Source organism: Zhongshania marina, assembly GCF_002915595.1.
Taxonomy (GTDB): Bacteria; Pseudomonadota; Gammaproteobacteria; order Pseudomonadales; family Spongiibacteraceae; genus Spongiibacter; species Spongiibacter marinus_B.
In genome coordinates, this window is sequence record NZ_PQGG01000035.1 from 39,223 (window position 1) to 64,655 (window position 25,433).

Here is a 25,433-nt window from a genome sequence, read left to right on the forward strand (position 1 = left end):
GGTTGGCGGCTAATATTTTCAAATAATGAGCGCATCTATGAAAGTCATTGGCGGCGGCCCTAAAAAGGTTCTGTATACCCTAAATACCGCACGTAAGATTGGATTACTTAATTCGGCCAAGGCACTGAATGCAAAAAATGCCTGTAAAGCCTGCGGTTTGGGTATGGGCGGTCAGCGTGGCGGTATGACTAATGAACTGGATGAGTTTCCGTCGGTATGCAATAAGAGTATTCAGGCTCAATCTACAGATATTCAAGCGCCGATTCCCGCCGAGGTGTTTGCTCATACTTTAGATGAATTTCGCGCGCTTTCTGCGCGGGAATTAGAAACCCTTGGGCGGCTTGGGCAACCCGTATATAAGGCTGCAGGTGAAAATCGCTATAAAATTGTTGATTGGGATTGGGCGATTGATCACGCGGCGGAAGGTTTGGCAAAGCTAAGTCCAGAGCGCAGCTTTTTTTATAGCTCAGGCCGCTCTTCAAATGAGGCGGGCTTTGTCTTACAGCTGATGGCACGGCTTTACGGTACGAATAATATCAGCAACTGTTCTTATTATTGTCATCAGGCTACTGGCGAGGCCTTGGCCAATACCGTTGGCACCGGTACGGCAACCGTTGAGTTAGATGATATTGCCCACTGCGACCTGTTCTTTTTGATTGGCGCAAATCCAGCTTCAAATCATCCGCGCTTGCTGCATAAGCTCATCGGTTTGCGCCGTCGAGGCGGCACGGTGGTGGTGATAAATCCGCTGCGGGAGGCGGGCTTGGTACAGTTTGCTGCGCCTAAAATGATCAGCTCCCTGATCAAGGGCGGGGACGAAGTGGCGAGTATTTATTTGCAGCCGAAAATCGGCAGCGATATTGCCTTATTCACTGCAATTGCCAAGGCGGTGATTGAAAAGGGCGGGACGGCCCAGCGATTTATTCGTGAGCACGCCAGTGGCTACGCAGAGTTTGAGCGCCATGTGCAGGCTCAGTCTTGGCAGGATCTACTCGACCGCTGCGGTATAGCAAAAGAAGATGTACTGCGTGTTGCTGATGTTTATATCCAATCACAAAATGCTATTTTTGCTTGGGGCATGGGCATGACCCATCATCAGCACGGTGTTGATAATATTGAATGGATCAGCAATTTGGCCTTGATGCGCGGCATGGTGGGTAAGTTAAACGCCGGATTATTGCCTCTGCGGGGGCATAGCAATGTGCAGGGTATTGGCACGATTGGTGTTAAGCCCGTTTTGCCTAGCGAGGTATTTAGTCGGATTGAGAAGACCTTTAAGGTGACGTTGCCTAAGGGCAAGGGTATGCATACCTTGGAATCTCTTGAACGCGCTCACGATGGTGATATAGACGCGGCTTTCATCATGGGGGGAAACCTTTATGAGGCCAGTCCAGACAGTAAGTGGGCAGCAAAGGCCTTGGATAATATTGGCCTTAAAATCTTTTTAACCACGACGCTTAATCGTGGTCATGTTACCGGTGTCGATGCCTGTGAGTCCTTGATTTTTCCGGTTTGTGCCCGCGACGAAGAGCCAGAACCGACTACGCAGGAATCTATGTTCAATTACGTTCGTTTAAGTGATGGTGGTATTGAACGTATTGCCTCGCTGCGTTCAGAGGTTGCTGTTTTGGCGGATATCGCCGATAAATTATTGCGGGATTGCCCAATTAATTTCAGCGAGTTTAAACACCACCAAAATGTGCGGCAGGCCATCGCCAAGGTGGTGCCTGGCATGGAGGAGTTAGCGGATATTGACGTGGCAAAGCAGGAGTTTTATGTCAGTGGTCGCCTAAAACACCTGCCGGAATTTCATACCCAAGATGGTCGGGCGCATTTTGTTGTTCCGCAACAGCTTGGTGTTGACCTTGAATCAACGCGGCCATTTACGATGATGACCATCCGCAGCGAAGGTCAGTTCAACTCGATTATTTATGAAGAGAGCGATAGTTACCGTGGTGTAGATAATCGCTGGACGGTATTGCTGAATCAACAAGACGCTTTAGAGCTAGGCGTGGGTGAGGGAGCTACTGTCGATATTTGCTCCGACTACGGAGAAATGCGCGGGCTTGAGGTAAAACTATTCAATTTACCCAGGGGCTGCGTAGCGGCTTATTACCCAGAGGCAAACGTGCTCAGTTCAAGGCTAACTGACCCGCGTTCGCATACGCCACAGTTTAAGTCGATCGCGGTGTCAGTGGCGTCGGCGAATGCTCGGCAGCATTAACTCTGCGCTCTTCCAGATTTGAGCTAAATCGTCTTCGATAATATATGGCCAGCCCTAGTGAAAATCATGGGATGTGGTGTCGATACTCATGAGCTGATCATGGCTTTCAATACTGAAGGCGACAATATGAATCACAGGGGTGGCATTGCCGACTGCGGCTTTTTGCAGGCAGCCCTTTACGATTAAAATTCGTCCTTGGAACAAGGCCTTTTGACATAATTTTAGAGATTCTTAAAGGGTTCACTAGTTAAGATTTACAAGTATGTGCAGTTGCCGACTGAGTGGCGCGACATAACAGGTGGCCCATTTTTATTGTACTGTTTTCATCAAAAAAAGGTTGCCTGCTGTTCTTGTTAATAGTCGCTCATGATTCGAGATTATTCCAAAGTTCTAGATAGTGTATGTTTTAGCTTTTTTGTTTTTTATATACCTTCGAAATGCCTGTTTCTATAAGAACAACCGACCAATCAGCGTAGATACCGCTGTCTCTGTTTTTAAAATTCGCGGGCCGAGGCTGAAGCTTTGCATACCGGCGGCGATGAGCTTTTCACATTCGTAGGGAATAAAGCCGCCTTCTGGGCCTATGGCTAGTACGCAGTCTTGTTTTATAGCTTGCGGTGGGCTTTGTTCGGCGTAGGGGTGGGCGAGCAAGCCGATTTTATTTTCTAGCAGGCTGGGTAGTTCATCTTCTACAAAGGGTTTAAAGCGCTTTGCGCGGCTCAGCCTTGGCAAGACGGTGTCTCCGGCTTGCTCTAATCCTTCAAGCATTGCCTTGTGCAATGTGTCGTCGCTGACGAGGGGGCTTTGCCAGTAGCTTTTTTCAACTCGGTAGCTGTTGAGCAATATGATGTCGGCTGCGCCCAGTTCGGTGGCGGCGCGAATAATCCGTCTGGCCATTTTGGGGCGCGGTAGTGCTAATAGTAAGGTCAGCGGGAGCTTGGCCGGTGGCGGGGTGTGCAGTTCAAATTCAAGGCTAACTTTGCTGCCGCTGATAGCGGTGATGGTCGCGTTACCAGTTAGCCCGTTTAGTAAACCCACCTTAAGCATATCGCCAAGATTGGCGCGCAGTACATTGCGTATATGATCTGCGCGCGCATCGCTCAGTGTTATGTGGTTTGGGTTTGTGCCTAAGTCTTCAGGCTGCAATAGCAGCAGGTTCATTAGGCGGGTTCTGCCCAAAGGTCGTAGTCGTCTGAGTCGATAATATTCACGACTAGTGCGTCGCCGGGTTTTACGTCGGTAAAGCCATCTAAATACACTTTGCCGTCGATTTCCGGTGCGTCAGCGACACTGCGGCCAATGGCGCCTTGCTCGTCAACGACGTCGATGAGGATTTCCTGTTGAGTGCCGATTTTTGTGCGCAGGCGCTGAGCAGAAATTTCCTGCGCGACCACCATAAAGCGCTCCCAGCGATCTTTTTTGATCTCATCTGGCACTTGGTCTGCCAGTTCATTGGCGGTGGCGCCTTCTACTGGCGAGTATTCAAAACAGCCAACGCGGTCGAGTTGGGCTTCTTGCAGCCAGTCCAATAATATTTGAAAGTCTTCTTCCGTCTCGCCGGGGAAGCCGACAATAAAGGTAGAGCGAATAACTAAGTCTGGGCAGATCTCGCGCCATTTTTTAATGCGCTCAAGCGTTTTTTCTTGGTGGGCGGGGCGTTTCATTGCCTTTAGCACTTTAGGGCTGGCGTGCTGAAAGGGAATGTCGAGGTAGGGCAGAATTTTGCCTTCTGCCATTAGCGGAATGACGTTGTCGACATGGGGGTAAGGATAAACATAGTGCAGGCGCACCCATACGCCCATTTCGCCCAGTGCTTCGCACAGCTCTAGCATGCGGGTTTTAATGGGTTGGCCGTCCCAAAAGTCGAGTTTGTATTTGGTGTCTAGGCCGTAGGCACTAGTGTCTTGGGATACCACCAGAATTTCGCGAACGCCGGCATTCACTAGGCGTTTGGCTTCTTCTAGCACGCTGCCGATGGGGCGGCTGACCAAGTCGCCACGCATTGACGGGATAATGCAGAAGCTACAGCGGTGATTGCAGCCCTCAGAAATTTTTAAGTAGGCGTAGTGACGCGGTGTAAGTTTAACGCCCTGGGGTGGAACCAAGTCGATAAAGGGATCGTGTTGTTTGTTGGCGGGCGCCCATTCGTGCACGGCGCCGACGACTTCTTCGTAGGCCGCTGGGCCGCTTACGGCTAATACATTGGGGTGTACGGCGCGAATCTTGGCATCGTCGCCCATACAGCCGGTGACAATAACTTTGCCGTTTTCTTTAAGTGCTTCGCCTATGGCATCCAGCGATTCTTGCTTTGCGCTATCGATAAAGCCGCAGGTGTTGACCACGACCACGTCGGCATCGTCGTAATTTGGCACAATATCGTAGCCGTCTATTCGCAATTGAGTGAGGATACGTTCAGAATCAACCAAGGCTTTGGGGCAGCCCAAGCTCACGAATCCAACCCGTTTTCTGGTGTCTGTCATGCTCATATTGTGTTCTTACCTTGCGGGTTGTGGTGAAAATGGGAAAGCGCGCAATTTTAGCACGACAGCCCCATAAGCCATACATTGCTTATGGGTATTTCCGTGTTGGATAGCGTTAATAGTGCTCAATCACAGCAAAATATTTGCCGTGCTTGGCATGTGCTCAAGGCTAAATAAGAATAGTTATTACTTGATGGGTGGGCGCGGGGCGTTTGATTTGGCGAATGTGCGCTATCACCTTGTTTTGGAACTAGAAACCTTCTTAGAGGTCAATTGCAGGTGTTTATGCTTATGGCTTGGCTTAGTGGTGTGGATCGATAATGACGCCGGCAATTAATTTACTTAAGAAGCAAAAGATAGCGCATATTGTTCACGAATATGTCCACAATCCAGCTAGTGCATCTTATGGTTTAGAAGCGGCAGAAAAGCTGGGTATTGCACCGGAGCGGGTGTTTAAAACACTGGTGCTGGCTTTAGATAGCAAGGCGCTCGCGGTTGCGGTACTTCCGGTGTCGGCCCAATTAAATATGAAGCAGGCCGCTAAGGCCTTGGGTGTTAAGAAAGCAGCCATGGCGGCGCAGGCCGATGTTGAGCGTTCAACGGGCTATGTTTTGGGTGGGCTGAGTCCTTTGGGGCAAAAGAAATTATTGGCGACAGCGATTGATGACTCCGCGCGGGAATTTACAAGTATTTATATAAGCGCGGGGCGCCGTGGTTTAGAGCTTGAGTTGGCCGCCGAGGATTTATGCACAATGACGCGGGCGGTGTTTGCCCCTTTAATTTGAATAGCGCAGTGTATTGGAGCCGTGTGGCTTTTGAAGATAATAAGGGGGAAATAGGGAATGACGAACGCTAAGAATTCACCAGCCAGCGCATTGATATTGGGTATTTCACTGGTGCTTGGGCTTGCCGTATTGGGCGTGTTATTAGGCACTGCCGCGAGCCAATACCGCCAATTTGAGCGCAGCGTGACGGTTAAAGGTTTATCTGAGCGGGAGTTTACCGCTGACGTTGCCATTTGGCCGCTGCAGTTCACAGAGGCGAATAATGATCTGCCAAAACTGTACGTGCTTCTGGATGAGCGGGTGGCAACCATTAAGACATTTTTGCGAGACAAAGGTTTTTCCAGTGATGAGATTTCGATCTCGGCACCGGCGATTACCGATAAGTCTGCCCAGCAATACGGCAATAATGGTAATTCTCCCTTCCGCTACACCGCTGAGCAGACGGTGACGGTTTATTCGGAAAATATAGAAAAAGTGCGTGAAGTAAGCCGCGAGCTATCTGAATTGGGTAAAAAGGGCATTGCGTTTAATGGCAATAATTATCAAGCCCAGACGGAATATATATTCACCAAACTCAATCAGGTTAAGCCATCTATGATTGAGGAGGCGACCCGTCAGGCCCGTGCTGTGGCTGAGAAGTTTGCGGAGGATTCCGACAGCGTACTCGGCAAAATAAAGCGGGCCTCGCAGGGCCAGTTTTCGATTAGTGATCGCGACAAAAATAACCCGCATATTAAAAAGGTACGGGTGGTGTCCACGGTTGAATATTATTTATCAGACTGATTTTTAAGCAGTAGGCCATACCGGCGCTAGAGTTGAGTGTTAGTAAAAATGCAGTGGTTTAGTGTAGTTTTTAATTTGAATAAGATGGTATTGGCGGCGGCCTTGCTAAGTTGCTCTGTTGTGGGTTTTGCCCAAAGTGGTGACGAGGACAGTGTCGAATCGCTTAAAAAATTGCAGTGGCGCGGTGCTTATCAATCGCAAAAGCTGAGTCTGGATAAAAAGCTTGGCGGGCGTCTGCCCGAGGGTTACAAGGCTGGGCTGACCTCGCTGGCGTCTCAGCAACAATTTCGCAGTGATCGCCCGATTATGGGGGTGTTGTTGCCGGGGGCGCATTTAGATTCTAGCCAAGCCATCAAACTTTCTGATTTTAAAAAGGGGATGTTTGAGGTAGAGCTGGCTTATCGCTTAAAGCGGGCAATAAGGCATCCGGTTACCGACGTAGCAAGTTTGAAAAAATTGGTCGCGGTGGTTGCCCCAGCGGCAGAGTTGCCGGATTTAGGATTTAAAGCCCAGGGCATGCCGACGGTATTTGAGATTGTTCGCGCCAATGTCGCCGCGCGCAGTTTTGTGGTCGGTACGCCGGTGGCTGCAGATAGTGTCGATGTAGAGGCCATTACCGTTGGCTTGCATATTGACGATCAACCCGTGTTTTCGGCGCAGAGCGGTTCGCTAATCGGTGGGCAGTGGCAGATGCTACTGAATTTAATCAATGATCGAATTGAGCAAGGCTGGGTGATTTATCCAGACCAGTGGCTGTTGACTGGCGCACTGGGGCAAATGCTGCCCTTGGAAAAAGGCCGCTATTATGTGTCCTTTGGCGATCTGGGTGAGCTGTCACTACTAATTGAACCCTAAAGGTTTAGATACTGATCACTGACTCTTCGCAGTAATGTTTAATTGGCAAATGTCGGCGCAGCGCGGTGAGCAGGGCTTGGCTGTCATCTTTGCTCAAAAAACCGCCTATGAGTACATGCTCGCCGCAGTGGCTTAGGCTGATTTGCAGCGGGTCCCAGGGATGGGTTTTAACGGTGACCAGCACGCAACTGCTTTGTCTGGGCCAGTGCCAGCTGCGTTCACACTGCTGGTGCCCTTCGTCGATGCTGAGAGTTTGCGGGTCTAGGCTGACAATTTGTTGGATTTGCAATTTTTTGAATGTACGACTGATGATGAGCCACATCATCAGCAGCTCCAAGCCCATAAACGGTAGCACCAACCACGCGCCTATAGCGAGAAATCCCGCGCTGAATATCGTGTTGACGGTCATCACCGCCAGAATGAGGCGGCGATTTTGGGCCCAGCTAGCGGAGCAGTTGGGGCGCAGAATAATCTCTGCGCGGTGTTCGTTGTCGCGAATATCAATCATGATGCACGCTCCTCGTTCTTCCTTGAGTTTAGCCGAAATTAGGTGGCTCGTTGGCCTGATCTGGCTAAACCTTTCGATATACCATCAAGGCATTGTGGGTTGGGTCGCCAGCTTGATAGAGCTTTTCACCGCTGCCCTGAAAGCCGGAATTGCTCAACCATTCATCTAAAAATGCCAGGCTATAAAAATTGCGCAATTCCTTGGCGTTGTATTCCCAGCTTTCGTTGGTGCCCATATTAAAAACGTCGTGGGCGAGGCCGACCATCGCATGCATATCGTCGTTGTGGGCGTCGTGATCGCGCACAATTAAGTAGCCACCGAGCTTCATGCTGTCGCGAATATCGCTAATAAATTGCTCCCGCAGCGGCAGGGGGCAATGGTGAAAGCCAATAAACACCGTCACTAAATCTAAGGAATTGGCGGGAATGGCTTTGCCAAGCTCGGGGGCGTAGTCAGCCAAGGGGATGTAGTGACCGGCCTGCATGATTTGGCCGCGATCAAGAATATCGGGCAAAGAGTAGTTTGGGGCTCGCTCGGCGAGGAAATAACGCTCGCCGACGATGTCTAAGGGTTCTTCAAGCGCGTCGAGGTAGCGGCCAGTAGAACCGATCTCTAAATAGCCTTCATAGCGACGGTTTGTGTCGAGTAATTCGCAGCTTTGGCTGCGCATATCGCGTTTTTGTTTGTTCAGGGCGGGTAGGGCAAATGTTAATTCCGACAGAAACGGCTTAATATTGCCAATATTCTGTTGAAGTTGTTTATAGACGTTTTCGTCTGCGCTATAGGATTCTGCAAAACTTTGGATAAGCGCGTGCAGTTCGTGTTCGGGGTAGAGGTGGAAAACGTTGACCAAAAAATTAAAGAATTGCTCGCGTAAATCATTGTTGCGGTAAATATAGGAAAAGTTGCCGCCAAAGTTGTCGTCAACTAATAAGGGTACTGTTGGAAAGGGCGCGGCGGTGTTGTCCGAACTGTTTCCCAGTGAGCGCTGCGCCACCAGAGCCGAAAATACTAGCGAAAGCGATTTTACAAATTGTCGTCGTGAAACATGATTCATTTATGCGCTCACTGCGTTAACAGGAATTCTGCTGTTATACATTAAAAAGGGAGTTTGAGCTTGTCTGAATTTTCCAAATCAAAATGGCGTCGTAGCCTCGGTGTGTGTTGGACAATAATTCGCAGTGTAGCAGCGCTGGTGATTCTTGCAGTAGTGCTGGCGGGAGTGGCGACCACGGTTATGGTGTTGCGCTCCGGTGACGATGAATTTGTGGTGCCGCAAATCCCGCAGCTTGTGAACGATGTAAGCCGCTTGAACGCGGTACGGGTGGCTGAGGTAATTTCCCCGCAGAGTGTAGAAGACATTCAGCAAGCACTGCGCGACAGCGATGGTCGGGTCTCGATTGGCGGCGGCCGCTATAGTCAGGGTGGTCAAACCGCTTATCCAGACAGCTTGCATATTGATATGCGTAACTTTAATAAAGTGCTGGCACTAGATACGGCTAAAAAGCAGGTGACGGTGCAGACGGGCATTAGCTGGCGGCAGTTGCAGTCCGAAATCGATCCCCATAACTTGTCGATCAAAATCATGCAAACCTACGCCAACTTCAGCGTTGGCGGCTCACTCAGCGTAAATGTCCACGGCCGCTATATTGGCGAGGGGCCGCTGGTGGGGTCGGTGTTGGGGCTTAAATTAGTACTGGCAGATGGCTCCATAATAGCGGCATCGCCACAGGAGAACGCCGATATATTTTACGGCGCTATTGGTGGCTACGGCGGACTGGGAGTGATTGTCGAGGCGACACTGCAGTTAGAAGACAATCTGCCAGTAGAGCGCAAAACGAGAACGATGCCGGTAGAGGATTACGCGGCTTATTTTCATGATGCCATTCGTGATAATGGCGAGGTCGTTTTTCACAATGCAGATATCTATCCCCCAGATTTTACTCATTTGCGCGATGTGAGCTGGTACGCCAGCGACAAGGCGGTGACCAAAACCGAACGCCTTATTCCGGCAGATCAAGATTACCGTTTAGAGGTGGCGCTGGAGAAGTTTGTTGCAGGATCTGACTTTGGCAAGTGGAGCCGGCAGCACCTTATCGATCCGCTACTGTATTACCCCGAAAAAGTCGTATGGCGCAATTACGAAGCCAGTTATGACGTGGCTGAACTTGAGCCAGATGACCGCTCTGAATACACCTACGGCCTGCGTGAATACTTCGTGCCGGTAGAGCGTTTTGATGAATTTGTGCCGAAAATGCGGGAAATTTTCCAGCGTAACAAGGCCAATATCATCAATGTGAGTATTCGGCACGCCAAGGCAGATACCAATACATTGCTGTCGTGGGCGCGCTCTGAAGTGTTCGCCTTTGTTGTGTATTACCGGCAGGGCACCGATGCCGAGGCCAAGCAGGCGGTGGGCGTATGGAGCCGCGAAATGATTGATGCGGCCATTGCGGTTGGCGGCGCCTATTACTTGCCCTACCAACTGCAGGCAAGCAAAGAGCAGTTTCTTGCAGCCTACCCCCGCGCCAAGGACTATTTCGGGCTTAAATGGCGGCTCGATCCTAACAACCGTTTTGTGAATATGCTTTGGGCGAAGTACTACCCCTTTAATAGCGATTTGATGGCCCAAACACGCAAGGACATTGCGGAATATTATCGCCCTGTAGAGCAAACCCTGCTGACCATTCCCGAGTGGTATTTGGTGTTTCAGCCCAAGGAGTACGCGGATTATTTGGCGGCTGCTAGTGACCCAAGTCGCTTCCCCTTCTTTGAGAGCATTGATGAGTACTGGGTTCTGTATGATCGGGTGGTGGCGATAAGCGCGCAGAACTATCCGGCAAATGCTGAATACCGCACCATGTTGCGGGTTATTGGCATCAGTACCACCTTGGAGTATCTGGTAAAAGGTGCTTACGAGGCGAGTGTCGGCCGCTTTAGCCGCTGGCTGGCGGGTGGCGAAGATACCCCGGAAGATATTTTGATTCAGCGGGCGCACCGCGCCTATAGCGAATTAATTTTTGACGAGCCATGGTATGAATTTGACTTCGCCGCATGGCGGGATCGTATATGGTCTGACACCCCGCTGTGGGGCGATCACGCTTTTCGCAAATGGGAGCGCAAATTATTTTTTAGCGCCGAATTTGGTCTGAAATCCCTATACGCCAAATTAATTAAATACGCCGCGCAATCTACATATGGCGAAACCGATAAGCGGATTTACCTCACTGCGCAGCGGGTGCAGAGCAATAGCATTCGTCTGCCAGAAGAGCCTGAGGGTGCGGAGATAGTGGCGACCGGTGGCGAAGACTATATTATGTCGGTGCCGCGCTGGGGTGGTTTTACCGAGATCATGCCTAAATTCTTCAATACCGAGTGGACGATCAGCGATATTTCTGGAAATCACCAAATCGCTGTGTCACTGCTCGCAGCAAAGGCTGCAGATGTATCCAGTTTGCAGGCGCAGGAGCTGTTTCGCTCGCGCTTGGTGTCAGACGGCAGCCGCGAACGCATTGTCCTGATGGTTGCGGTAACTGAGTTGGCGCAATTGATATTGGATGTAGAGAGCGCCGGCATTGAGTTGGAGCACGTTTTTGATTATTAAAAAATAAAGGCAGCACCGCAGGCTTTTTGGAAGGGCTCAGTAAGTCGGTGTTGCCGCAATATTTGTAAGAAAATGTTCTGGATTCTTGTGAGTAGATTCAGCAGATATTGTCTTTAATTTTTATTCCTACACAAAGTCTTTAAACAATATGCTTTAAAGACTTTTGAGGCCTTGCTAAGTTTTTAAAAGCTGCTAACCTCAGGTTCATGAAAAGGTCTTTGTTATATACAGTTCAAGGTTTCAATTTCGGCGCAGTTTGCGCTGGGATTTTTGCCGCCTTCCTCTCTTAAGGCGATTGAGTTTTACTCAGTCGCCCGCAACACTCCCAATCTAATCATTTAATAATTAGTGGCTGATATTTTTAATATCACTGAGTTTTGCTATGGAGAAAAAAGTGCAAGATTTGTCGCATATCCCTATTTTTGTAAAGCAATCCGACTATCAGGTCTTAACAGAATTTATTGCTCGCAATCGTTCAGATGCCGCCAAGGATTTGCAGTCCGAACTCGATCGGGCTGAAATCGTGCCGGACCGCGATTACAACAATGATTTTGTCTGCGTGGATTCTCAGGTGACGTTTATCGACTTGGATTTACTAAGCCAAACCAAAGTTACCTTGGTCATGCCCTGGCAGGCCAACGTCACGCAGTTAAAAATTTCGGTGTTGTCGCCGGTGGGGTGCGCTCTGCTAGGTTTGCGCAAGGGCAATGAAATAGAGTGGCCCTTGTTAAACGGTAAGGTGCGGCGCTTATCTGTTCAGAAAATCGAAATTCCGCAGTGCAAAAGTAAGCGCCAGAGCGAGAAAATGGCGAGCGTGGGTTAGACCCCGTTTATAACAAGGCTTTGCGCGCCAGCCAATCAGCGCAGAGCCCAATGGCCTCTTTAAGCTGCTGTTCTTGGCCGAAATAATAGTGTGTGGCACCTTTAATTTCGTGCATCTCTTTATTGTTGTGGCCAATGGCCTCAAAGATCCGTGTGGTGTGGCTGGGCGTACAGGCGTCGTCTGCGCTGTTGCCAATGACCAGCGCAGGCACGGTAATGGTTTCTGCACAAACTAGGCCATCGGCATTGGAGTCGTCGTAGCTCCACTGCGACAACCAACTGCGTAAAGTACAAAAGCGCGCCAAGCCCACTGGCCCGTTGTTGACCACTTCTGGGTCGCCTAAATAGCACCAGCGGGGCTGGCGGTCGTTGGCGTCGATTGTGGGGTCAAGCCAGCGTGGGTCGGCCATCGTGCCGTGTACCACAAAGGCGAACTCATCGTTGGGGCGTCCGCTGCTTTTAAGGTTTGCTAATTTTTCCTTCACCCATGCAGTTATTTTGCGATTGCGGACAATTTGCGCAGCGCGGTAGCGCTCTAAAAATGCTACTGAATAGGGCGGCTGGTTTGGATTCTGAGGGTTGTAAATATCTAATTCTGGATCCCGTTGACTTGGGTCTTGTTCGTCCAGAATCGATGCATCTATCCACTCTGTTAGTGTGTGCGTGCGGCTGATGTGAGCTGCTAGCATCATAATACCGTCTGCGGGGATCAGCCCTTGAATGGTCAGGTCAACCGAATCGCCTGCTGGCGTTTCTGTGATTGTCGGGTTTTCGGCCTGGCTCTGGTAAAACATAGACAGCGAACCACCGCCACTCCAGCCCGCTAAAATCACCCTGTCGAAACCAAATTTTTCCTTGGCATGACGAATGCAATTACCTAGGTCTATCACGACTTTTTCCATAATCAGAGCCGTGTCATTGCCGGGATAACGGCTTTGACAATAGATAACGGGGTAGCCCGCAGAGGCGAGGGCGGTAATCATTGGTAAATATTCGCCACCGCCTACGGGGTGCATAAAGACAATAACGCTGTTTGTTTTGGGTTCTGCTGGTCGCAATAAATGTGATTTGAGTGCGCCAAAATCCATTGGGCCGCCGTAGGTTTCTTTAAACGGACTTTTGTCTTGGTAGAAGATCAAATAGGGAATGCGTTCGTAGGCTTTCTTCTTATTGGTCATAACGACACCCGCTGTTTCTGCGTAAATTGGTATAGGAGCAGTAGAGCAATTCCCAGAATATATGTCAATTATCTTTACTAAATGTAGGCTGCTAAGATAAGGGTTTTGCGAGGGTGGCGCATACAATAGAATGCTTCTCTCAAGCCTCCTCCTAGATCAGGGAAATATCTGGATTACTGAATGAAAAAAATAGCAGAACATCAGGATTTTTTAATTGGAACCTTGGCCTATGCCCTGTTCTGGATGGATGAGAGTTTACAAGCCAGCCTCGAGGCGGCGGGCTGGGAGCGAATGAATCGCACTAAATCAATGATCATGATTAGTGTGACGGTGGGTATAAACCGGCCTGCGTTTTTGGCTCGCAATCTCGGTGTGAGTCGCCAGGCTATCCATCAATTACTGCAGGCCATGCGGGACGACGGTTTATTGGAATTGGTGCCCGATCCCGCAGACCGCCGTGCAAAGATTGTTCAATTCAGCGCTGCCGCCGATAAAATTCGTGAAGATGCCGAAAAAGCAGTTATTGGTATTGAAGATGAGCTCGCCAATCGAATTGGCAGGGCTCAACTCAAACAGCTCAAGCAGGTGCTAAGCAAGGGCTGGGGGCCGATAGTGGTTGTGCCCCCGGTTAAATAGGGTGGCGCCCTTAACGTGCTCGCTTGTCTATTTTTGCCGCACCAAAGGTTTGTTCTTTTAGCGGGCGGGTTTTCTTGGTCCACGCCGCCAATGAGCTGCGGGCGTCGTCGCTGTGTTTTTGCATTAAAGAGGGATCGGTGGCGCGACAGGTAATTTCTACCTGTATGCCGTTGGGGTCGTACATATAGACCGATTGCACAAAACCGTGATCGACTGGGCCAAGACAGGTTTTGCCGGCGTCATTAATGCGTTTATGCCAAGCCAGTAAGTCCCCCATGTTTTCTGCTTCTAAAGCCAAGTGCATGTCAAAGCTGTCTTTGCGGCGAAAGTCCTCTTCTTTCGAAATACCAGGTTCGTCAAAAAAGGCGAGGTAGTTGCCGTCACCCATTTCAAAGAAAATGTGTAAAAAATTGCGATTGCGGCCAAGGCCTTCACCAAAATCGATATCTTCCTCAAATGCGGCAGCTAATTTAAGGCCCATGATGTCTTCATAAAACCAGCGGGTTTGCTCGGCGTCGCGGCAGCGGTAGGCGGCATGATGAATATTGTTGAGTGGCTTTAATGAAGAGGTCATAGGTATCTCGCTGCTGATGTCTTTGTTATCGTCATTATTGTTAGTTGGGTTTAGCATTAAAGTCATCATATATAAAGTCAATTTACTTGACAATAAAAAGCCATCTTGTTTGTATTGCTGGCAGTTATAAATATAAAAATAGGGGAGTGCTTGTGAGCGAGTCACTTGCTTGGTTTGAGGTTCGTCAGCGTACCAAAGAATTTTTAGAGCAGCGTATATACCCCGCCGAAGCAGTATTGCAGGGCGCGGATAAAGTAGTGTCGGAGCGTAAGCTCGCTGAATTGATGACAGCGGCAAAGGCCGAAGGCTTATGGGCCCTGGGGCACCCCAAGGAGATTGGTGGGCAGGGCATGCCTTTTCTCGATTATGTGTATATCAATGAGGTGATCGGTCGCTCTGAATACGCACAGCGAGTGTTCGGCACCTATTCCTTGCAAGATTCCTTGATGCTTAAACAATACGCCTCACCTCAGCAGCAGGAGCAGTATTTGCGCCCGCTGGTTGCTGGCGAAATTTGCCCGAGTTTCGCGATGACTGAGCCCGCTTTGGCAAGCTCTGATCCTAGCCAATTGCAAACACGCGCAGTTTTAGAAGATGGGCATTGGCGTATAAATGGTCATAAGTGGTTTACCACTGGAGCGGACATCGCGGCTTACACCACCATTATGTGCCGCACCGAGCCAGATGCGCCGGATCATAAAGCCTTTAGTATGATTATTGTTCCCACCGACAGTGTTGGATACGAGATCCTTCGGGATACGCCTCTACTCGGCCTGAATAGCGGCCATTTTGAGGTGAAATACAATGATATTTGCGTGCCTGAGCATCATCTCTTGGGAGGCCGAGGCGAGGGCTTTGTTATTGCCCAGCGGCGCTTAGGGCCGGGTCGAATCTTCCATTGCATGCGCTGGTTGGGGCAGGCTCAGCGGGCCTTCGATTTAATGTGTGAGCGCCTGCATAGTCGCAGCGCATTTGGCTCCAGCTTGGCAGATAAGCAGCTCATGCAGCAGCATGTGTTTGATAGTCTTGCGGAAATTCAGGCCTGCCGACAGCTGACACTTCACGCTGCGCGCTGCATAGATAGCGGTGATGCGGCGCGGGTAGAAATTGGCGCGATAAAAGTGGTTGGTGCACGCATGCTTCACAATGTTGTAGACCGTGCGATTCAAGTTTACGGCGCTGCCGGTCTTACCGACGACACGCCGCTCAGCCGTATGTATCGCCATGCCCGCGAGGCGAGGATTTACGATGGCCCAGATGAAGTGCATATCCAATCCGTCGCAAAGCAGGTTTTAAAACGCTATCGCGACAAGGGTCGGGGCTGGGATTTTGGTGAGCGCGACGCCGAATGGGCAAATACACCGTGACGGAGGCCGCGGCGGTGCAAAGTGATAGCCAAGAGGCGGAAAAGCTGGAGTTGCCGCTGCAAAAACTGCTTGAGCGAGAGTGGGGCGAGCCCGTCGTGATAAGTGGCTTGCGCCGTCTTACCGGTGGTGCTGCGGCGCAAACCTGGTCGTTTAATGCCGCTGACTCACGAGCCGAGCACCGCTTAATTTTTCGGCGCGGGCATGACGCCAGCCAATTTGGTGGCGCATTGAGTAAATCTGAAGAGGCCATGGTGCTAAATGCGGCGGTACTCGCCGGTGTGCCCGCCCCAGCGGTGATCGCCCAATTGCAGGCAAACGACGGTTTGGGCGAAGGCTTTCTCATGCGGCGTATCGATGGTGAAACCCTGCCGCAAAAGATTTTAAAAGCACCGATATACAGCGCCGCAAGAGAGCGAATGGCTGGCCAGTGTGGTGAAATTCTGGCGACGATTCATGCGGTGCCATTAAATACCTTGCAAGGGTTAAGGCGGGCGTCGGCGGCGGATCAAATCGCGTTTTATTTGCAGGCATTTCGAGGTTATCAGCAAACCTTGCCGGTATTTGAATATGCGTTTCGCTGGATTGCTGAGCATATTCCCCATTGTGGTGAGCAGACCTTGGTGCACGGCGATTTTCGCAATGGCAATTTAATGGTCGGCGAAGACGGCATTCGCGCAGTGCTAGATTGGGAGCTGTCTCATATCGGCGACCCTATGGAAGACTTGGCTTGGCTCTGTGTGAATTCTTGGCGCTTTGGCCGCATAGACAAACCCGTGGGTGGCTTTGGCGATAGAGAAAGTTTGTATTCTGCTTATGCCCGCGCAAGTGGTCGTGAGGTTGATCGCGACGCAGTAAGGTTCTGGGAGCTCTTTGGCGTGCTGAAGTGGGGCGTGATCTGCCTGTATCAATGCGATATGCACTTGAGCGGCCGTGAGCGTTCATTGGAACGGGTCGCAATTGGCCGCCGCGTGTCTGAATGTGAATTAGATATTCTCGATTTATTGAGGGGAGAATAACCATGCCAATAAATCAGCCCAATGTTAGCCAGCTATGTGATGCCTTACAGGAATTTTTAACTACAGAGGTGGCGCCGGCAGTTGATGACGACGCCATTAAATACAAACTAAAAATCGCCCTGAATGTATTGGGCATCATTGCGCGAGAGTCAGAGCTGGGGGAAGGCTTTAGGCGTTTAGAGCAATCAGAATTAAATGAGTTTCTAGGCGATGATCCCGAATGCTTAAAACCAGAAAGTAGGGATGTAAATCTGCGCCTGCTCGAACACATCCGCAGCGGAGATATAGCGCTGAGACAAGATGATTTACTTGCTGCTCTAGAGCGCATTACCGTCGCAAAGATGGCGATAGATAATCCGCGTTATGCCAGTTACTTAAAGCGTGTCGATGCTTAAGCGCTGGTTTTAGAACGTGTCTTTGATACCGAATTGTCCGTAAGTGTCTATCTTTTAAACTCGTATTCCGTGACCTCTGCCAACCGAATGCGAATGCTTGCCTTGAATACCCATTTTGTATCTCTCAGAAATACCTTGTCGGCCCATACACTTGCTTGACTTTATTTGTGTATAAAGTTGATACTTTATACACATTTTATGGTTGTGCAACGTGAGGCCAATTATGCGAACTAATATTGAGATTGACGATAAGTTAATGAATGAGGTGTTGAAGGCTACGGGCTTAAAGACTAAGAAAGATGTGGTTGAGCTGGGACTGAAGACCTTGATTAAGCTAAATAAGCAGGAAAATATAAAGAAGCTGCGAGGGAAACTGCAATGGACAGGTGACCTTGATGATATGAGAGCCAATTCATGATTTTGGTGGATTCCAGTGTATGGATTGATTACTTCTCAGGATTGGACTCTCCCGAAGCTGATAAGCTCGATAATATTCTTGGAATAAGGCCGGTCGCTATAGGTGACCTGATTCTGACTGAGGTATTGCAGGGCTTTAGGAGCGACAAAGACTACAAGGCTGCACGCAGGGTTTTTGAAGATGTCACAATTTTCGACATGCTTGGAGAGAAAATGGCAATAAAGAGCGCAGAGAATTTTAGAACACTAAGAAAAAAAGGAATTACTGTGCGTAAAACCGCTGATGTCATTATCGCGACATTTTGCATTGATCAGAAACTCCCTCTTCTTTTTTCAGATAAAGACTTTAAACCTTTCGTTAAACATCTTGGCTTGATTGAGGCTTAATCTAAATATATATCCAAGCCATACGGCCGCGCCGGGCGATTGCGCCTATGAGATTAACTAAGCGTTCCATAAGTGTGCCCAACTGGGTGTTGGTTATAGGGACTCGCGCTCTCTATCACGGCTCTCTCGCCTGATCATGTCGCATTTTTGACCAATGCTCGATTTAAATTCTGTCTCCGCTTTTGAGTGAATCAGCCCCCAAGCTGTGATTGTCGCGATATTGGTGCGGGGTCACGCCAGTCCACTTTTTAAATGAGCGAATAAATGCACTGGGTTCAGAGAAGCCGAGCTGATAAGAGATTGTCTTGATCTCTCGGTTGTCGTGTAACAAATAGCCAATCGCGGTATCTCGTATTAATTCGTTTTTGATCAGTCTGTAATCACAGCCTTCCTGTCGTAGTCGGCGGCGCAGTGTTTGCGGTGTTAGTCCTAGCGAAATCGCCATTGCCTCGTAGCTGGGAATGTCGGGCAGCGACTTTTTGAGCAGGCGACGAATCTGTTCGGTATAGCTGCTGCCCTGATTGGGTAGTTGTAGCAGTTCGTGGGGTAAGCGCGAAAGATAGTCATCGAGTTCGGCGGTCGAGCGTATTATCGGCAGGCTTAAATACTGGCGGTGAAAAATGATTTCGCTATGGTCTTGATTGAAGCGGGTGTCGCTAAAAAACAGGTAATGGTATTCCCCGCTGTGCACAGGCGCTGGGTAGTTGAAGTTGACCCGATACAGGGGAATGGGGCTGCCGCTTAGCCAGCTTAAAAAACGGTGGTTGATCATAAGATGTTGCTCGTATACCCAGTCCGTTAGGGTTAGGCCGAGGTCAGCTTGAAGTCGGTAGCTGATGTAATCACCGCTGCGAATAAGCGCAAGGCTAAAGCCAAAATCGAATAAATTATAAAATCTGACATTGCGTTCTATAGCCTGTTCTAAATCAACGGCGGTTTGCTGGTAGTGGGCAAGGGCGTGAAAGGTGCCGGGCTTTTGCGGCTGCCGATAATGCCCCATTCCCTCGTCGCCGGTGGCGTCGGTTATCCATTTATTCAGTAGCGATAGCTGCGTTGGGCTAACTCTGGCGCGCTCGCTGTTAATGGATTCTGGGTCTATGCCGGCGCGCTCAAGTAATTCTGCGCAATACCGTTTAGGTAGGCCGCAGCCCGAGACCATATTGCGTATAAAGGCGATGGATATGGTTCTGTTTTCCATAAATTACCTAGTGGCGGCGGTGATTTTGTATCCCCGCAGACCGGTTTTTTGCCGTAGGCGCAGGAATGAGAGTGTTCAATGTTAACTTGTAACATAATGTCTATTGTATGTCATTCAGAGTCATTGCGGAGAATGGCTAAGAGGGCGACTCTCTTGGTCACGTACAAATCCATGTCAGTCAGGGACACAAAATATGGCTACTACAGCTTTCATCTACGATGCAGTCCGCACGCCACGCGGCAAAGGTAAAAAAGACGGTTCATTACATGAGGTGAAGCCGGTTGATCTTCTCGCCGGTTTATTAAATGGACTTCGCGACCGACACAGTCTCGATACCAGCAAGGTTGACGATGTCATTATGGGCTGTGTGACGCCGATTGGTGAGCAGGGCTCTTGTGTGGCGAAAACAGCATTGTTAAAAGCTGGCTGGGATGAGCGCGTTGCGGGCTTTCAGTTAGATCGCTTTTGCGCTTCTGGTCTTGAAGCGGTCAATCTTGCGGCGCAAAAAGTGGCGTCGGGTTGGGAAGACCTTGTGGTTGCTGGTGGTGTTGAGTGTATGTCTCGCGTACCGATGGGTAGCAATGGCGGCGCTTGGGGCGAAGATCCACAAACAGCCTTCGATAGTTCTTTTGTTCCGCAGGGTGTCGGTGCAGATTTAATTGCTACCTTGGCTAATTTTAGTCGTGAAGATGTAGATGCCTTTGCACTTAACTCGCAGAAAAAAGCAGCGGCGGCAAGAGACGCCGGCTATTTCGACAAATCTGTTCTGCCGGTTAAAGACGAAAACGGCGTAACGATTCTTGAGCGTGATGAATTTATAAAACCAGATAGCAGTCTAGAAGGCTTGGCGGGATTGAAAGCCTCTTTTGAATTTCACGGTTCATTGGGCTACGACGATATTGCGCTTAGCAAATACCCTCAAGTTGTCAAAATCAATCACATCCACACCCCAGGTAACTCCTCAGGGATAGTCGATGGTGCGTCTGCGGTATTGATCGGCAGCGAAAAAATTGGCGCAGAGCTGGGCTTAAAAGCACGTGGTCGCATCGTTGCCACGGCGGTCACCAGTACCGAGCCGACCATTATGTTGACTGGGCCCGCTCCTGCCACGTGGAAGGTATTAGAAAAAGCGGGCATGTCGATTGATGACATCGACCTGTTTGAAGTCAACGAAGCTTTTGCCTCAGTTGTACTGCGTTTCCAAAAAGAAACCGGTGTTCCCGATGAAAAAATTAACGTCAATGGCGGCTCAATCGCCATGGGTCATCCCCTAGGCGCGACGGGCGCGATGTTGGTTGGTACCTGTCTAGATGAGCTTGAGCGCCGCAATTTGCGCTTTGGTTTGATCACCCTCTGCGTGGGTGGTGGCATGGGTATCGCCACCATTATTGAGCGGGTTTAGAGCCAGTACTTTGGAATCAAATTGACGGCTAATCTGGTGAGCCAGAATTGGCATTGACGACAAAACGAATGAATAGGTAGCGCAATGAGCGGAACATTTAATTACCAAAAAGACAGCAACAACATTGTAACGGTGACTATGGACATGAGCGGTCCGGTCAACGCCATGAACGATGAATATATTGAATTAATGAGCGCAACGGTTGAGCGTTTAGAAGCCGAGCGTGCAGATATTGCCGGTGTCATACTCACCTCAGCTAAGAGCTCTTTTTTTGCCGGTGGCGATATAAAAAACATGTTAAAGGCAGTGCCAGGTGTTGATGAGCCGGCATTGTTTGCACAAACCGAGTCGATCAAAAGCTTATTGCGTCGTCTAGAAAAATTGGGCAAACCGGTGGTTGCTGCAATCAACGGCGCGGCCTTGGGCGGTGGTTATGAGATTTGTTTGGCCTGCCATTACCGCGTGGCTCTAAATTCGCCAGCAGTGGCGATTGGATTGCCAGAGATAAGTTTGGGCCTTTTGCCTGGCGGCGGTGGTATTGTGCGTTTGGTTAGCAAGATGGGTGTCGAGAAGGCAATTATGCCGCTGCTTGAAGGCACACGCTTCAAGGCTGAAAAAGCGGCGGAATTTGGCTTGGTTGAAGAGTTAGCAACTGACACCGACGATATGATGACCAGGGCGCAGGCCTGGATTTTGGCGAATCCTGAAGCGGCGAATCCTTGGGATATTAAAGGCTTTAAAATCCCCGGCGGCGATTTGCGCAAACCCAATATTGCGCAGATGATCCAAGGTGCAGTGCCGATGTTGTCGCAAAAAACCAAGGGTTTGATGCCGGCGCCTGAGAAAATTTTGGATGTAATTGCCAATACCTTGCGGGTGGATTTTGACACCGCGCTACGTATTGAAAGCCGCGCATTAACGAGCTTGGTAACGACGCCGCAAGCGAAAAATATGATGACCTTTTTCCTGCAAATGAATCAGGTCAACGGCGGTGGCAGTCGTCCAAAAGATGTTGCTAAGAGCAAGGTTAAGAAAGTCGGTATTTTAGGCGCGGGCATGATGGGGCAGGGTATTGCTTATGTGTCTGCTGTTGCCGGTATGGATGTGGTACTAAAAGACATCAACCAAGATGCGGCTGACAAAGGTAAGGCCTACACCGAAATGCTGCTGAACAAAGCATTAAAACGCGGTCGTATGAGCGAAGAGAAAAAGGCGGCTATTCTCGGTCGTATCACTGCCACAGTAGATGCAAATGCGCTGCAAGGCTGCGATTTAATTATTGAAGCGGTATTTGAGAATGTCGATCTTAAACACGCGATGACCAAAGAACTGGAGCCACTGCTGGCCGAGGGTGGTGTATGGGGTTCAAATACGTCTACCTTGCCAATCACTTTATTGGCAGAGGCTTCGGCTAAGCCAGACAACTTCATCGGCATTCACTTCTTCTCACCCGTCGATAAAATGCCTTTGGTAGAAATTATTGTTGGTGAGAAAACCTCTCCAGAAACCTTGGCGAAGGCATTTGATTACTCTCAGCAAATTAAGAAAACGCCGATTGTTGTTAACGACTCTCGCGGCTTCTTCACGTCGCGGGTATTTGGCACCTTTGTTGATGAAGGCGCAGTGTTAATCGAAGAGGGTGTGGAGCCAGTATTAATTGAAAACTTGGCAAAATTAGTTGGTATGCCAGTAGGGCCTTTGGCCGTGCATGATGAAGTGAGTCAGCAATTGACCAGCAAAATTGTTGTGACCAACCGCGAATTAAATGAGCGTCTTGGTGACAATATGAATGTTGATACCGCAACGGGCCGGATGTCTAAGATATTTGTTGAGGAGTTTAAGCGTAACGGCAAAGCCTATGAAGGCGGCTATTACGACTACGCAGCAGATGGCAGCAAGGTGATATGGCCGACTATTCGCGAGCGTTTTGTGAAGCCGGAAGTAGACTTCCCTAATCTCGATATCAAAGAACGTATCTTATTCAGGCAGGTTGTGGAGTCGGTACGTTGCTTAGAAGAAGGGGTATTGAAATCGGTTGCAGATGGCAATATCGGTTCAATCATGGGCATTGGTTTCCCACCTTATACTGGCGGTGTCTTCCAATATATTAATACCTACGGTGTGCAGAAATTTGCAGATCGCGCCGCTGAATTAAGTGAACTATACGGCGAGCGCTTTGCGCCGCCGGCTTTGCTACTGAAAAAAGCTGCAGATGGTGAGTTGTTCGTTTAATTAGTAGTTCTATAACAATGGCGGTGGAAACTTTTCACCGCCGCTATAAATAAAATAATGCCCAATATTTTTACCGATGCAATGCGTCGGTATTCCTCAAAAACCCGGAGTCCTATCGCTATGTTGCCACGTAATTTTACTGAAGAACAAAATATGTTTCGCGCAGCTTATCGCAAATTTTTGGAGCAAGAAATTGCACCCAATATAGAGCGCTGGCGCGAACAGGGAATTGTTGATCGCGATGCCTTTACCAAGGCTGGCGCGCAAGGATTCTTGATGATTTGGCCGGAGGAGCAATACGGCGGTATGGGCGAGAAGGATTTTCGCTTTGAGCAAATTATTATCGAAGAAACCAGCCGCATTCACGGTGGCGATTGGGCGAATACTCTGCACAGTCGTTTAGTCGGTCCCTATATTGATCGTTTTGGGAATGACGAGCAGAAAGCGCGTTTTCTTCCTAAGTGCGCAAGTGGTGAAACGATACTCGCCATTGCAATGACAGAGCCTGATGCTGGTTCAGACTTGGCCGGTATGCGCGCCAATGCGAAAGACATGGGCGATCACTGGCTGCTAAACGGTACGAAAACCTATATCACCAATGGTATTAATTCCGATGTGGTGATTGTGGCGGCGAAAACAGACCCAGAAAATAATCCCTATGCGGTTGGTCTGTTTTTAGTCGAGCGCGGCATGGAAGGTTTTGAGCGTGGCCGCAATCTTAAAAAAATGGGTATGAAGGCGCAGGATACCGCAGAGTTGTTTTTTAAAGATGTGCGTATTCCCAAGGAAAATGTTCTAGGTGATGCCACCAAAGGCTTTATCTATTTGATGGAAGGTTTGGCTGAGGAGCGCTTAATTGGCGCCTGCGGCTTTCTTTCTGGCGCTCACCGCGCTTTTGAAGTCACCCGTGAATTTACAATGGAACGTAAAGTATTTGGTAAGCCGCTGTCTAAAATGCAGAACACCGAATTTAAAATGGCCGATTTGCGTACAGAAATTGATGTTGCGCAGGCCTATGTTGATCAGTGTGTTGCCGCTCACAATGCGGGCTTACTCACCTCTGAAGATGCCGCTAAAGCCAAACTCTATACCAGTGAGTTGCTGTGCAAAATGGTGGACGAAGGCGTTCAGCTTCACGGCGGTGCGGGTTTTATGGATGAGTATCCGATCAGTCGTATGTATACCGATGCACGTATTACACGGATATTTGCTGGCAGTTCAGAAATCATGAAATTAATTATTGGCCGAGATTTATATTCCGATAAATTCGTTTCATTTTTTGAATAATGTCTTAGTAAAAATTGCTAAGAGCCTTATCTGTGCCAGCGGCGAGCTAGTCAAGCGCGTCGCTGTATAAACTGCACCCCAGACAAATAAGAGAGCGAGTATGCATGCTAAATTTAGTCCTGAAGAACTAGCCTTTCAGGAAGACGTTCGACGCTTTATGCGTGAAAACTTTACGCCGGAGCTTGCGGCCCGAATTCATCATCCCGATACTTTTCGCGATGCCAGTATAGAGTGGCAAAAACTGTTGGACGATAAAGGCTGGGCGGCGAACGGCTGGCCAGTCGAGCACGGTGGTTGCGCTTGGAGCGCTACTCAAAAATATATTTATACGACTGAGCTGGCAGCTGCCGGTGCGCCAGATGTTGTGCCAATGGGTATAAAGATGGTTGCTCCTGTCTTGTATAGCTATGGCTCAGAAGAGCAAAAGCAGCGTTTTCTTCCCCCTACAAAATCTTCTGATATTTGGTGGTGCCAAGGTTATTCCGAGCCAGGAGCGGGGTCTGATTTAGCCGCCCTTCAAACGCGGGCGCTGCGCGATGGTGACGACTATATTATTGACGGCACCAAAATTTGGACGACCTATGCTCAGTATGCAGATTGGATTTTTTGTCTAGTCCGTACCGACAATACCGGCAAGCCTCAGCAGGGCATTAGCTTTTTGCTTATAGACATGAAAACCCCAGGCATCACTGTGTCGCCTATTATTTCTGTGGACGACGAACACCATCTCAATGAAGTGAATTTTGAGAATGTCAGAGTCCCTGTAGCTAATCGTATCGGTGAAGAGAACGAAGGTTGGACTTATGCCAAGGCGCTGCTGACCTATGAGCGCACGGCCCTGTCTGGGGTAGCTTATTGCAAACGGATATTAACCAATATTCGCAAACTGGCCAGCACAGCGGGGTTAAGTGGTGTTCGCTTAATTGATGACAGTGATTTTAGAGCGCGCTTAGCCGACATTGAAATGGAGGTGATGGCACTGGAGTATTTAGAGCTTAGAGTATTGAGTGATATTGATAGCGGCGGGGCACCGGGTATGGAGTCTTCGCTTCTTAAATTAAAGGGCACCGAATTACAGCAAGCGGTGCAGACTTTGCAGTGGGATGTTGCAGCTGGTTTTGGTGGTGTATTACCAGAGGTAGATGATGAACTCTGGGAGAGCGACGGCAATAGAGCCAGACGTGAATATATGTTTGGGCGCGCCTGCACCATCTTTGGCGGCAGCAACGAAGTACAGCGCAACATCATCGCCAAGTTCGCACTCGGCCTATAGTCGCTCTAGA

At 49.4% G+C, this 25,433-nt stretch carries 24 protein-coding genes; 17 read left to right on the forward strand and 7 right to left on the reverse strand.

From position 1 onward, the window contains the following. Positions 1 to 37 precede the first annotated feature (37 nt). Together C0068_RS15265 and C0068_RS19805 are read left to right on the forward strand one after the other, a co-directional pair. Positions 38 to 2,224, forward strand: coding sequence for an FdhF/YdeP family oxidoreductase (locus C0068_RS15265; RefSeq protein WP_233208834.1), 2,187 nt, complete (start codon positions 38 to 40; stop codon positions 2,222 to 2,224). Between the two features lie 57 nt (positions 2,225 to 2,281). Continuing rightward, positions 2,282 to 2,410 (forward strand): hypothetical protein, encoded by a 129-nt coding sequence (locus C0068_RS19805; RefSeq protein ID WP_269844903.1) that lies wholly within the window; start codon positions 2,282 to 2,284, stop codon positions 2,408 to 2,410. A gap of 261 nt (positions 2,411 to 2,671) precedes the next feature. On the opposite strand, the gene C0068_RS15270 is transcribed toward C0068_RS19805, so the two are convergent. Both C0068_RS15270 and rimO read right to left on the reverse strand, forming a co-directional pair. Next, a complete protein-coding gene (locus C0068_RS15270; protein WP_103685347.1) occupies positions 2,672 to 3,385 on the reverse strand; it encodes a 16S rRNA (uracil(1498)-N(3))-methyltransferase in 714 nt (237 codons plus the stop codon). Further along, on the reverse strand, positions 3,385 to 4,704 hold the full coding sequence (rimO, locus tag C0068_RS15275; RefSeq protein ID WP_404810257.1) for a 30S ribosomal protein S12 methylthiotransferase RimO: 1,320 nt from the start codon (positions 4,702 to 4,704) through the stop codon (positions 3,385 to 3,387). Before rimO ends, C0068_RS15270 begins: the two co-directional genes overlap by 1 nt. 320 nt (positions 4,705 to 5,024) lie before the next feature. Here rimO and ybaK point away from each other — a divergent pair, with 320 nt between their 5' ends. The 3 genes from ybaK to C0068_RS15295 are packed head-to-tail and all read left to right on the forward strand — an operon-like array spanning position 5,025 to position 7,127. Next, the gene (gene ybaK, locus C0068_RS15285) at positions 5,025 to 5,489 is read left to right on the forward strand and encodes a Cys-tRNA(Pro) deacylase (protein WP_103685350.1); all 465 of its coding nucleotides are present in this window, start codon (positions 5,025 to 5,027) and stop codon (positions 5,487 to 5,489) included. Positions 5,490 to 5,546: 57 nt separating this feature from the next. Beyond that, positions 5,547 to 6,272, forward strand: a complete 726-nt coding sequence (locus C0068_RS15290; protein ID WP_103685351.1) for an SIMPL domain-containing protein — start codon at positions 5,547 to 5,549, stop codon at positions 6,270 to 6,272. 48 nt (positions 6,273 to 6,320) lie between these two features. Continuing rightward, positions 6,321 to 7,127 (forward strand): 2-keto-4-pentenoate hydratase, encoded by an 807-nt coding sequence (locus C0068_RS15295; protein ID WP_146047911.1) that lies wholly within the window; start codon positions 6,321 to 6,323, stop codon positions 7,125 to 7,127. Between the two features lie 4 nt (positions 7,128 to 7,131). Here C0068_RS15295 and C0068_RS15300 read toward each other — a convergent pair whose 3' ends face one another. Continuing rightward, positions 7,132 to 7,635 (reverse strand): DUF2244 domain-containing protein, encoded by a 504-nt coding sequence (locus C0068_RS15300; RefSeq protein ID WP_103685353.1) that lies wholly within the window; start codon positions 7,633 to 7,635, stop codon positions 7,132 to 7,134. Between the two features lie 64 nt (positions 7,636 to 7,699). Beyond that, positions 7,700 to 8,692 (reverse strand): class I SAM-dependent methyltransferase, encoded by a 993-nt coding sequence (locus tag C0068_RS15305; RefSeq protein WP_103685354.1) that lies wholly within the window; start codon positions 8,690 to 8,692, stop codon positions 7,700 to 7,702. Positions 8,693 to 8,752: 60 nt separating this feature from the next. Here C0068_RS15305 and C0068_RS15310 point away from each other — a divergent pair, with 60 nt between their 5' ends. Then, positions 8,753 to 11,239 (forward strand): FAD-binding oxidoreductase, encoded by a 2,487-nt coding sequence (locus C0068_RS15310; RefSeq protein ID WP_233208835.1) that lies wholly within the window; start codon positions 8,753 to 8,755, stop codon positions 11,237 to 11,239. A 394-nt stretch (positions 11,240 to 11,633) separates the two neighbouring features. Then, positions 11,634 to 12,062 carry a GreA/GreB family elongation factor gene (locus tag C0068_RS15315; protein WP_158250007.1) on the forward strand — a complete coding sequence of 143 codons (429 nt, stop codon included), beginning with the start codon at positions 11,634 to 11,636 and terminating at the stop codon, positions 12,060 to 12,062. Between the two features lie 7 nt (positions 12,063 to 12,069). Here C0068_RS15315 and C0068_RS15320 read toward each other — a convergent pair whose 3' ends face one another. Beyond that, on the reverse strand, positions 12,070 to 13,239 hold the full coding sequence (locus C0068_RS15320) for an alpha/beta hydrolase (protein ID WP_103685356.1): 1,170 nt from the start codon (positions 13,237 to 13,239) through the stop codon (positions 12,070 to 12,072). A 180-nt stretch (positions 13,240 to 13,419) separates the two neighbouring features. On the opposite strand from C0068_RS15320, the gene C0068_RS15325 reads away from it, so the two are divergent. Beyond that, positions 13,420 to 13,875, forward strand: coding sequence for a MarR family winged helix-turn-helix transcriptional regulator (locus C0068_RS15325; RefSeq protein WP_103685357.1), 456 nt, complete (start codon positions 13,420 to 13,422; stop codon positions 13,873 to 13,875). A gap of 10 nt (positions 13,876 to 13,885) precedes the next feature. On the opposite strand, the gene C0068_RS15330 is transcribed toward C0068_RS15325, so the two are convergent. Continuing rightward, positions 13,886 to 14,518 carry a VOC family protein gene (locus C0068_RS15330; protein ID WP_233208836.1) on the reverse strand — a complete coding sequence of 211 codons (633 nt, stop codon included), beginning with the start codon at positions 14,516 to 14,518 and terminating at the stop codon, positions 13,886 to 13,888. 83 nt (positions 14,519 to 14,601) lie between these two features. Here C0068_RS15330 and C0068_RS15335 point away from each other — a divergent pair, with 83 nt between their 5' ends. The 5 genes from C0068_RS15335 to vapC all read left to right on the forward strand — a co-directional run bounded on the left by C0068_RS15335 (position 14,602) and on the right by vapC (position 18,031). Then, the gene (locus C0068_RS15335; protein ID WP_199176200.1) at positions 14,602 to 15,816 is read left to right on the forward strand and encodes an acyl-CoA dehydrogenase family protein; all 1,215 of its coding nucleotides are present in this window, start codon (positions 14,602 to 14,604) and stop codon (positions 15,814 to 15,816) included. Next, entirely contained in the window at positions 15,798 to 16,832 is a 1,035-nt protein-coding gene (locus C0068_RS15340) for a phosphotransferase family protein (RefSeq protein WP_103685359.1), read from the forward strand. Before C0068_RS15335 ends, C0068_RS15340 begins: the two co-directional genes overlap by 19 nt. Before the next feature lie 2 nt (positions 16,833 to 16,834). Continuing rightward, positions 16,835 to 17,227 carry a DUF6285 domain-containing protein gene (locus C0068_RS15345; RefSeq protein ID WP_103685360.1) on the forward strand — a complete coding sequence of 131 codons (393 nt, stop codon included), beginning with the start codon at positions 16,835 to 16,837 and terminating at the stop codon, positions 17,225 to 17,227. Positions 17,228 to 17,450: 223 nt separating this feature from the next. Then, positions 17,451 to 17,645 (forward strand): type II toxin-antitoxin system VapB family antitoxin, encoded by a 195-nt coding sequence (locus C0068_RS15350; protein ID WP_103685361.1) that lies wholly within the window; start codon positions 17,451 to 17,453, stop codon positions 17,643 to 17,645. After that, positions 17,642 to 18,031 (forward strand): type II toxin-antitoxin system VapC family toxin, encoded by a 390-nt coding sequence (gene vapC / locus C0068_RS15355; protein ID WP_103685362.1) that lies wholly within the window; start codon positions 17,642 to 17,644, stop codon positions 18,029 to 18,031. The genes C0068_RS15350 and vapC overlap by 4 nt, the downstream gene beginning before the upstream one ends. 163 nt (positions 18,032 to 18,194) lie before the next feature. Here the strand turns inward: vapC and C0068_RS15360 are convergent, their stop codons facing one another. Then, positions 18,195 to 19,229, reverse strand: a complete 1,035-nt coding sequence (locus tag C0068_RS15360; protein ID WP_103685363.1) for an AraC family transcriptional regulator — start codon at positions 19,227 to 19,229, stop codon at positions 18,195 to 18,197. Positions 19,230 to 19,422: 193 nt separating this feature from the next. Between C0068_RS15360 and C0068_RS15365 the strand changes: the two genes are divergently transcribed. From C0068_RS15365 to C0068_RS15380, 4 genes are all read left to right on the forward strand, one after another. After that, complete coding sequence (locus C0068_RS15365; RefSeq protein ID WP_103685364.1) at positions 19,423 to 20,631, forward strand: acetyl-CoA C-acetyltransferase; 1,209 nt, start codon at positions 19,423 to 19,425, stop codon at positions 20,629 to 20,631. An 84-nt stretch (positions 20,632 to 20,715) separates the two neighbouring features. After that, positions 20,716 to 22,863, forward strand: coding sequence for a 3-hydroxyacyl-CoA dehydrogenase NAD-binding domain-containing protein (locus tag C0068_RS15370; RefSeq protein WP_103685365.1), 2,148 nt, complete (start codon positions 20,716 to 20,718; stop codon positions 22,861 to 22,863). A 120-nt stretch (positions 22,864 to 22,983) separates the two neighbouring features. Then, positions 22,984 to 24,150 carry an acyl-CoA dehydrogenase family protein gene (locus C0068_RS15375; RefSeq protein WP_103685439.1) on the forward strand — a complete coding sequence of 389 codons (1,167 nt, stop codon included), beginning with the start codon at positions 22,984 to 22,986 and terminating at the stop codon, positions 24,148 to 24,150. 100 nt (positions 24,151 to 24,250) lie between these two features. Beyond that, the gene (locus C0068_RS15380; protein ID WP_103685366.1) at positions 24,251 to 25,423 is read left to right on the forward strand and encodes an acyl-CoA dehydrogenase family protein; all 1,173 of its coding nucleotides are present in this window, start codon (positions 24,251 to 24,253) and stop codon (positions 25,421 to 25,423) included. Positions 25,424 to 25,433 lie beyond the last annotated feature (10 nt).

Coding starts and splice junctions, on each gene's coding strand:
- C0068_RS15265 (WP_233208834.1), top strand. CDS start 38: ATGAAAGTCATTGGCGGCGGCCCTAAAAAGGTTCTGTATACCCTAAAT.
- C0068_RS15270 (WP_103685347.1), bottom strand. CDS start 3,385: ATGAACCTGCTGCTATTGCAGCCTGAAGACTTAGGCACAAACCCAAAC.
- rimO (WP_404810257.1), bottom strand. CDS start 4,704: ATGACAGACACCAGAAAACGGGTTGGATTCGTGAGCTTGGGCTGCCCC.
- ybaK (WP_103685350.1), top strand. CDS start 5,025: ATGACGCCGGCAATTAATTTACTTAAGAAGCAAAAGATAGCGCATATT.
- C0068_RS15290 (WP_103685351.1), top strand. CDS start 5,547: ATGACGAACGCTAAGAATTCACCAGCCAGCGCATTGATATTGGGTATT.
- C0068_RS15295 (WP_146047911.1), top strand. CDS start 6,321: ATGCAGTGGTTTAGTGTAGTTTTTAATTTGAATAAGATGGTATTGGCG.
- C0068_RS15300 (WP_103685353.1), bottom strand. CDS start 7,635: ATGATTGATATTCGCGACAACGAACACCGCGCAGAGATTATTCTGCGC.
- C0068_RS15305 (WP_103685354.1), bottom strand. CDS start 8,692: ATGAATCATGTTTCACGACGACAATTTGTAAAATCGCTTTCGCTAGTA.
- C0068_RS15320 (WP_103685356.1), bottom strand. CDS start 13,239: ATGACCAATAAGAAGAAAGCCTACGAACGCATTCCCTATTTGATCTTC.
- C0068_RS15325 (WP_103685357.1), top strand. CDS start 13,420: ATGAAAAAAATAGCAGAACATCAGGATTTTTTAATTGGAACCTTGGCC.
- C0068_RS15330 (WP_233208836.1), bottom strand. CDS start 14,518: ATGATGACTTTAATGCTAAACCCAACTAACAATAATGACGATAACAAA.
- C0068_RS15340 (WP_103685359.1), top strand. CDS start 15,798: ATGGGCAAATACACCGTGACGGAGGCCGCGGCGGTGCAAAGTGATAGC.
- C0068_RS15345 (WP_103685360.1), top strand. CDS start 16,835: ATGCCAATAAATCAGCCCAATGTTAGCCAGCTATGTGATGCCTTACAG.
- C0068_RS15350 (WP_103685361.1), top strand. CDS start 17,451: ATGCGAACTAATATTGAGATTGACGATAAGTTAATGAATGAGGTGTTG.
- vapC (WP_103685362.1), top strand. CDS start 17,642: ATGATTTTGGTGGATTCCAGTGTATGGATTGATTACTTCTCAGGATTG.
- C0068_RS15360 (WP_103685363.1), bottom strand. CDS start 19,229: ATGGAAAACAGAACCATATCCATCGCCTTTATACGCAATATGGTCTCG.
- C0068_RS15365 (WP_103685364.1), top strand. CDS start 19,423: ATGGCTACTACAGCTTTCATCTACGATGCAGTCCGCACGCCACGCGGC.
- C0068_RS15370 (WP_103685365.1), top strand. CDS start 20,716: ATGAGCGGAACATTTAATTACCAAAAAGACAGCAACAACATTGTAACG.
- C0068_RS15375 (WP_103685439.1), top strand. CDS start 22,984: ATGTTGCCACGTAATTTTACTGAAGAACAAAATATGTTTCGCGCAGCT.
- C0068_RS15380 (WP_103685366.1), top strand. CDS start 24,251: ATGCATGCTAAATTTAGTCCTGAAGAACTAGCCTTTCAGGAAGACGTT.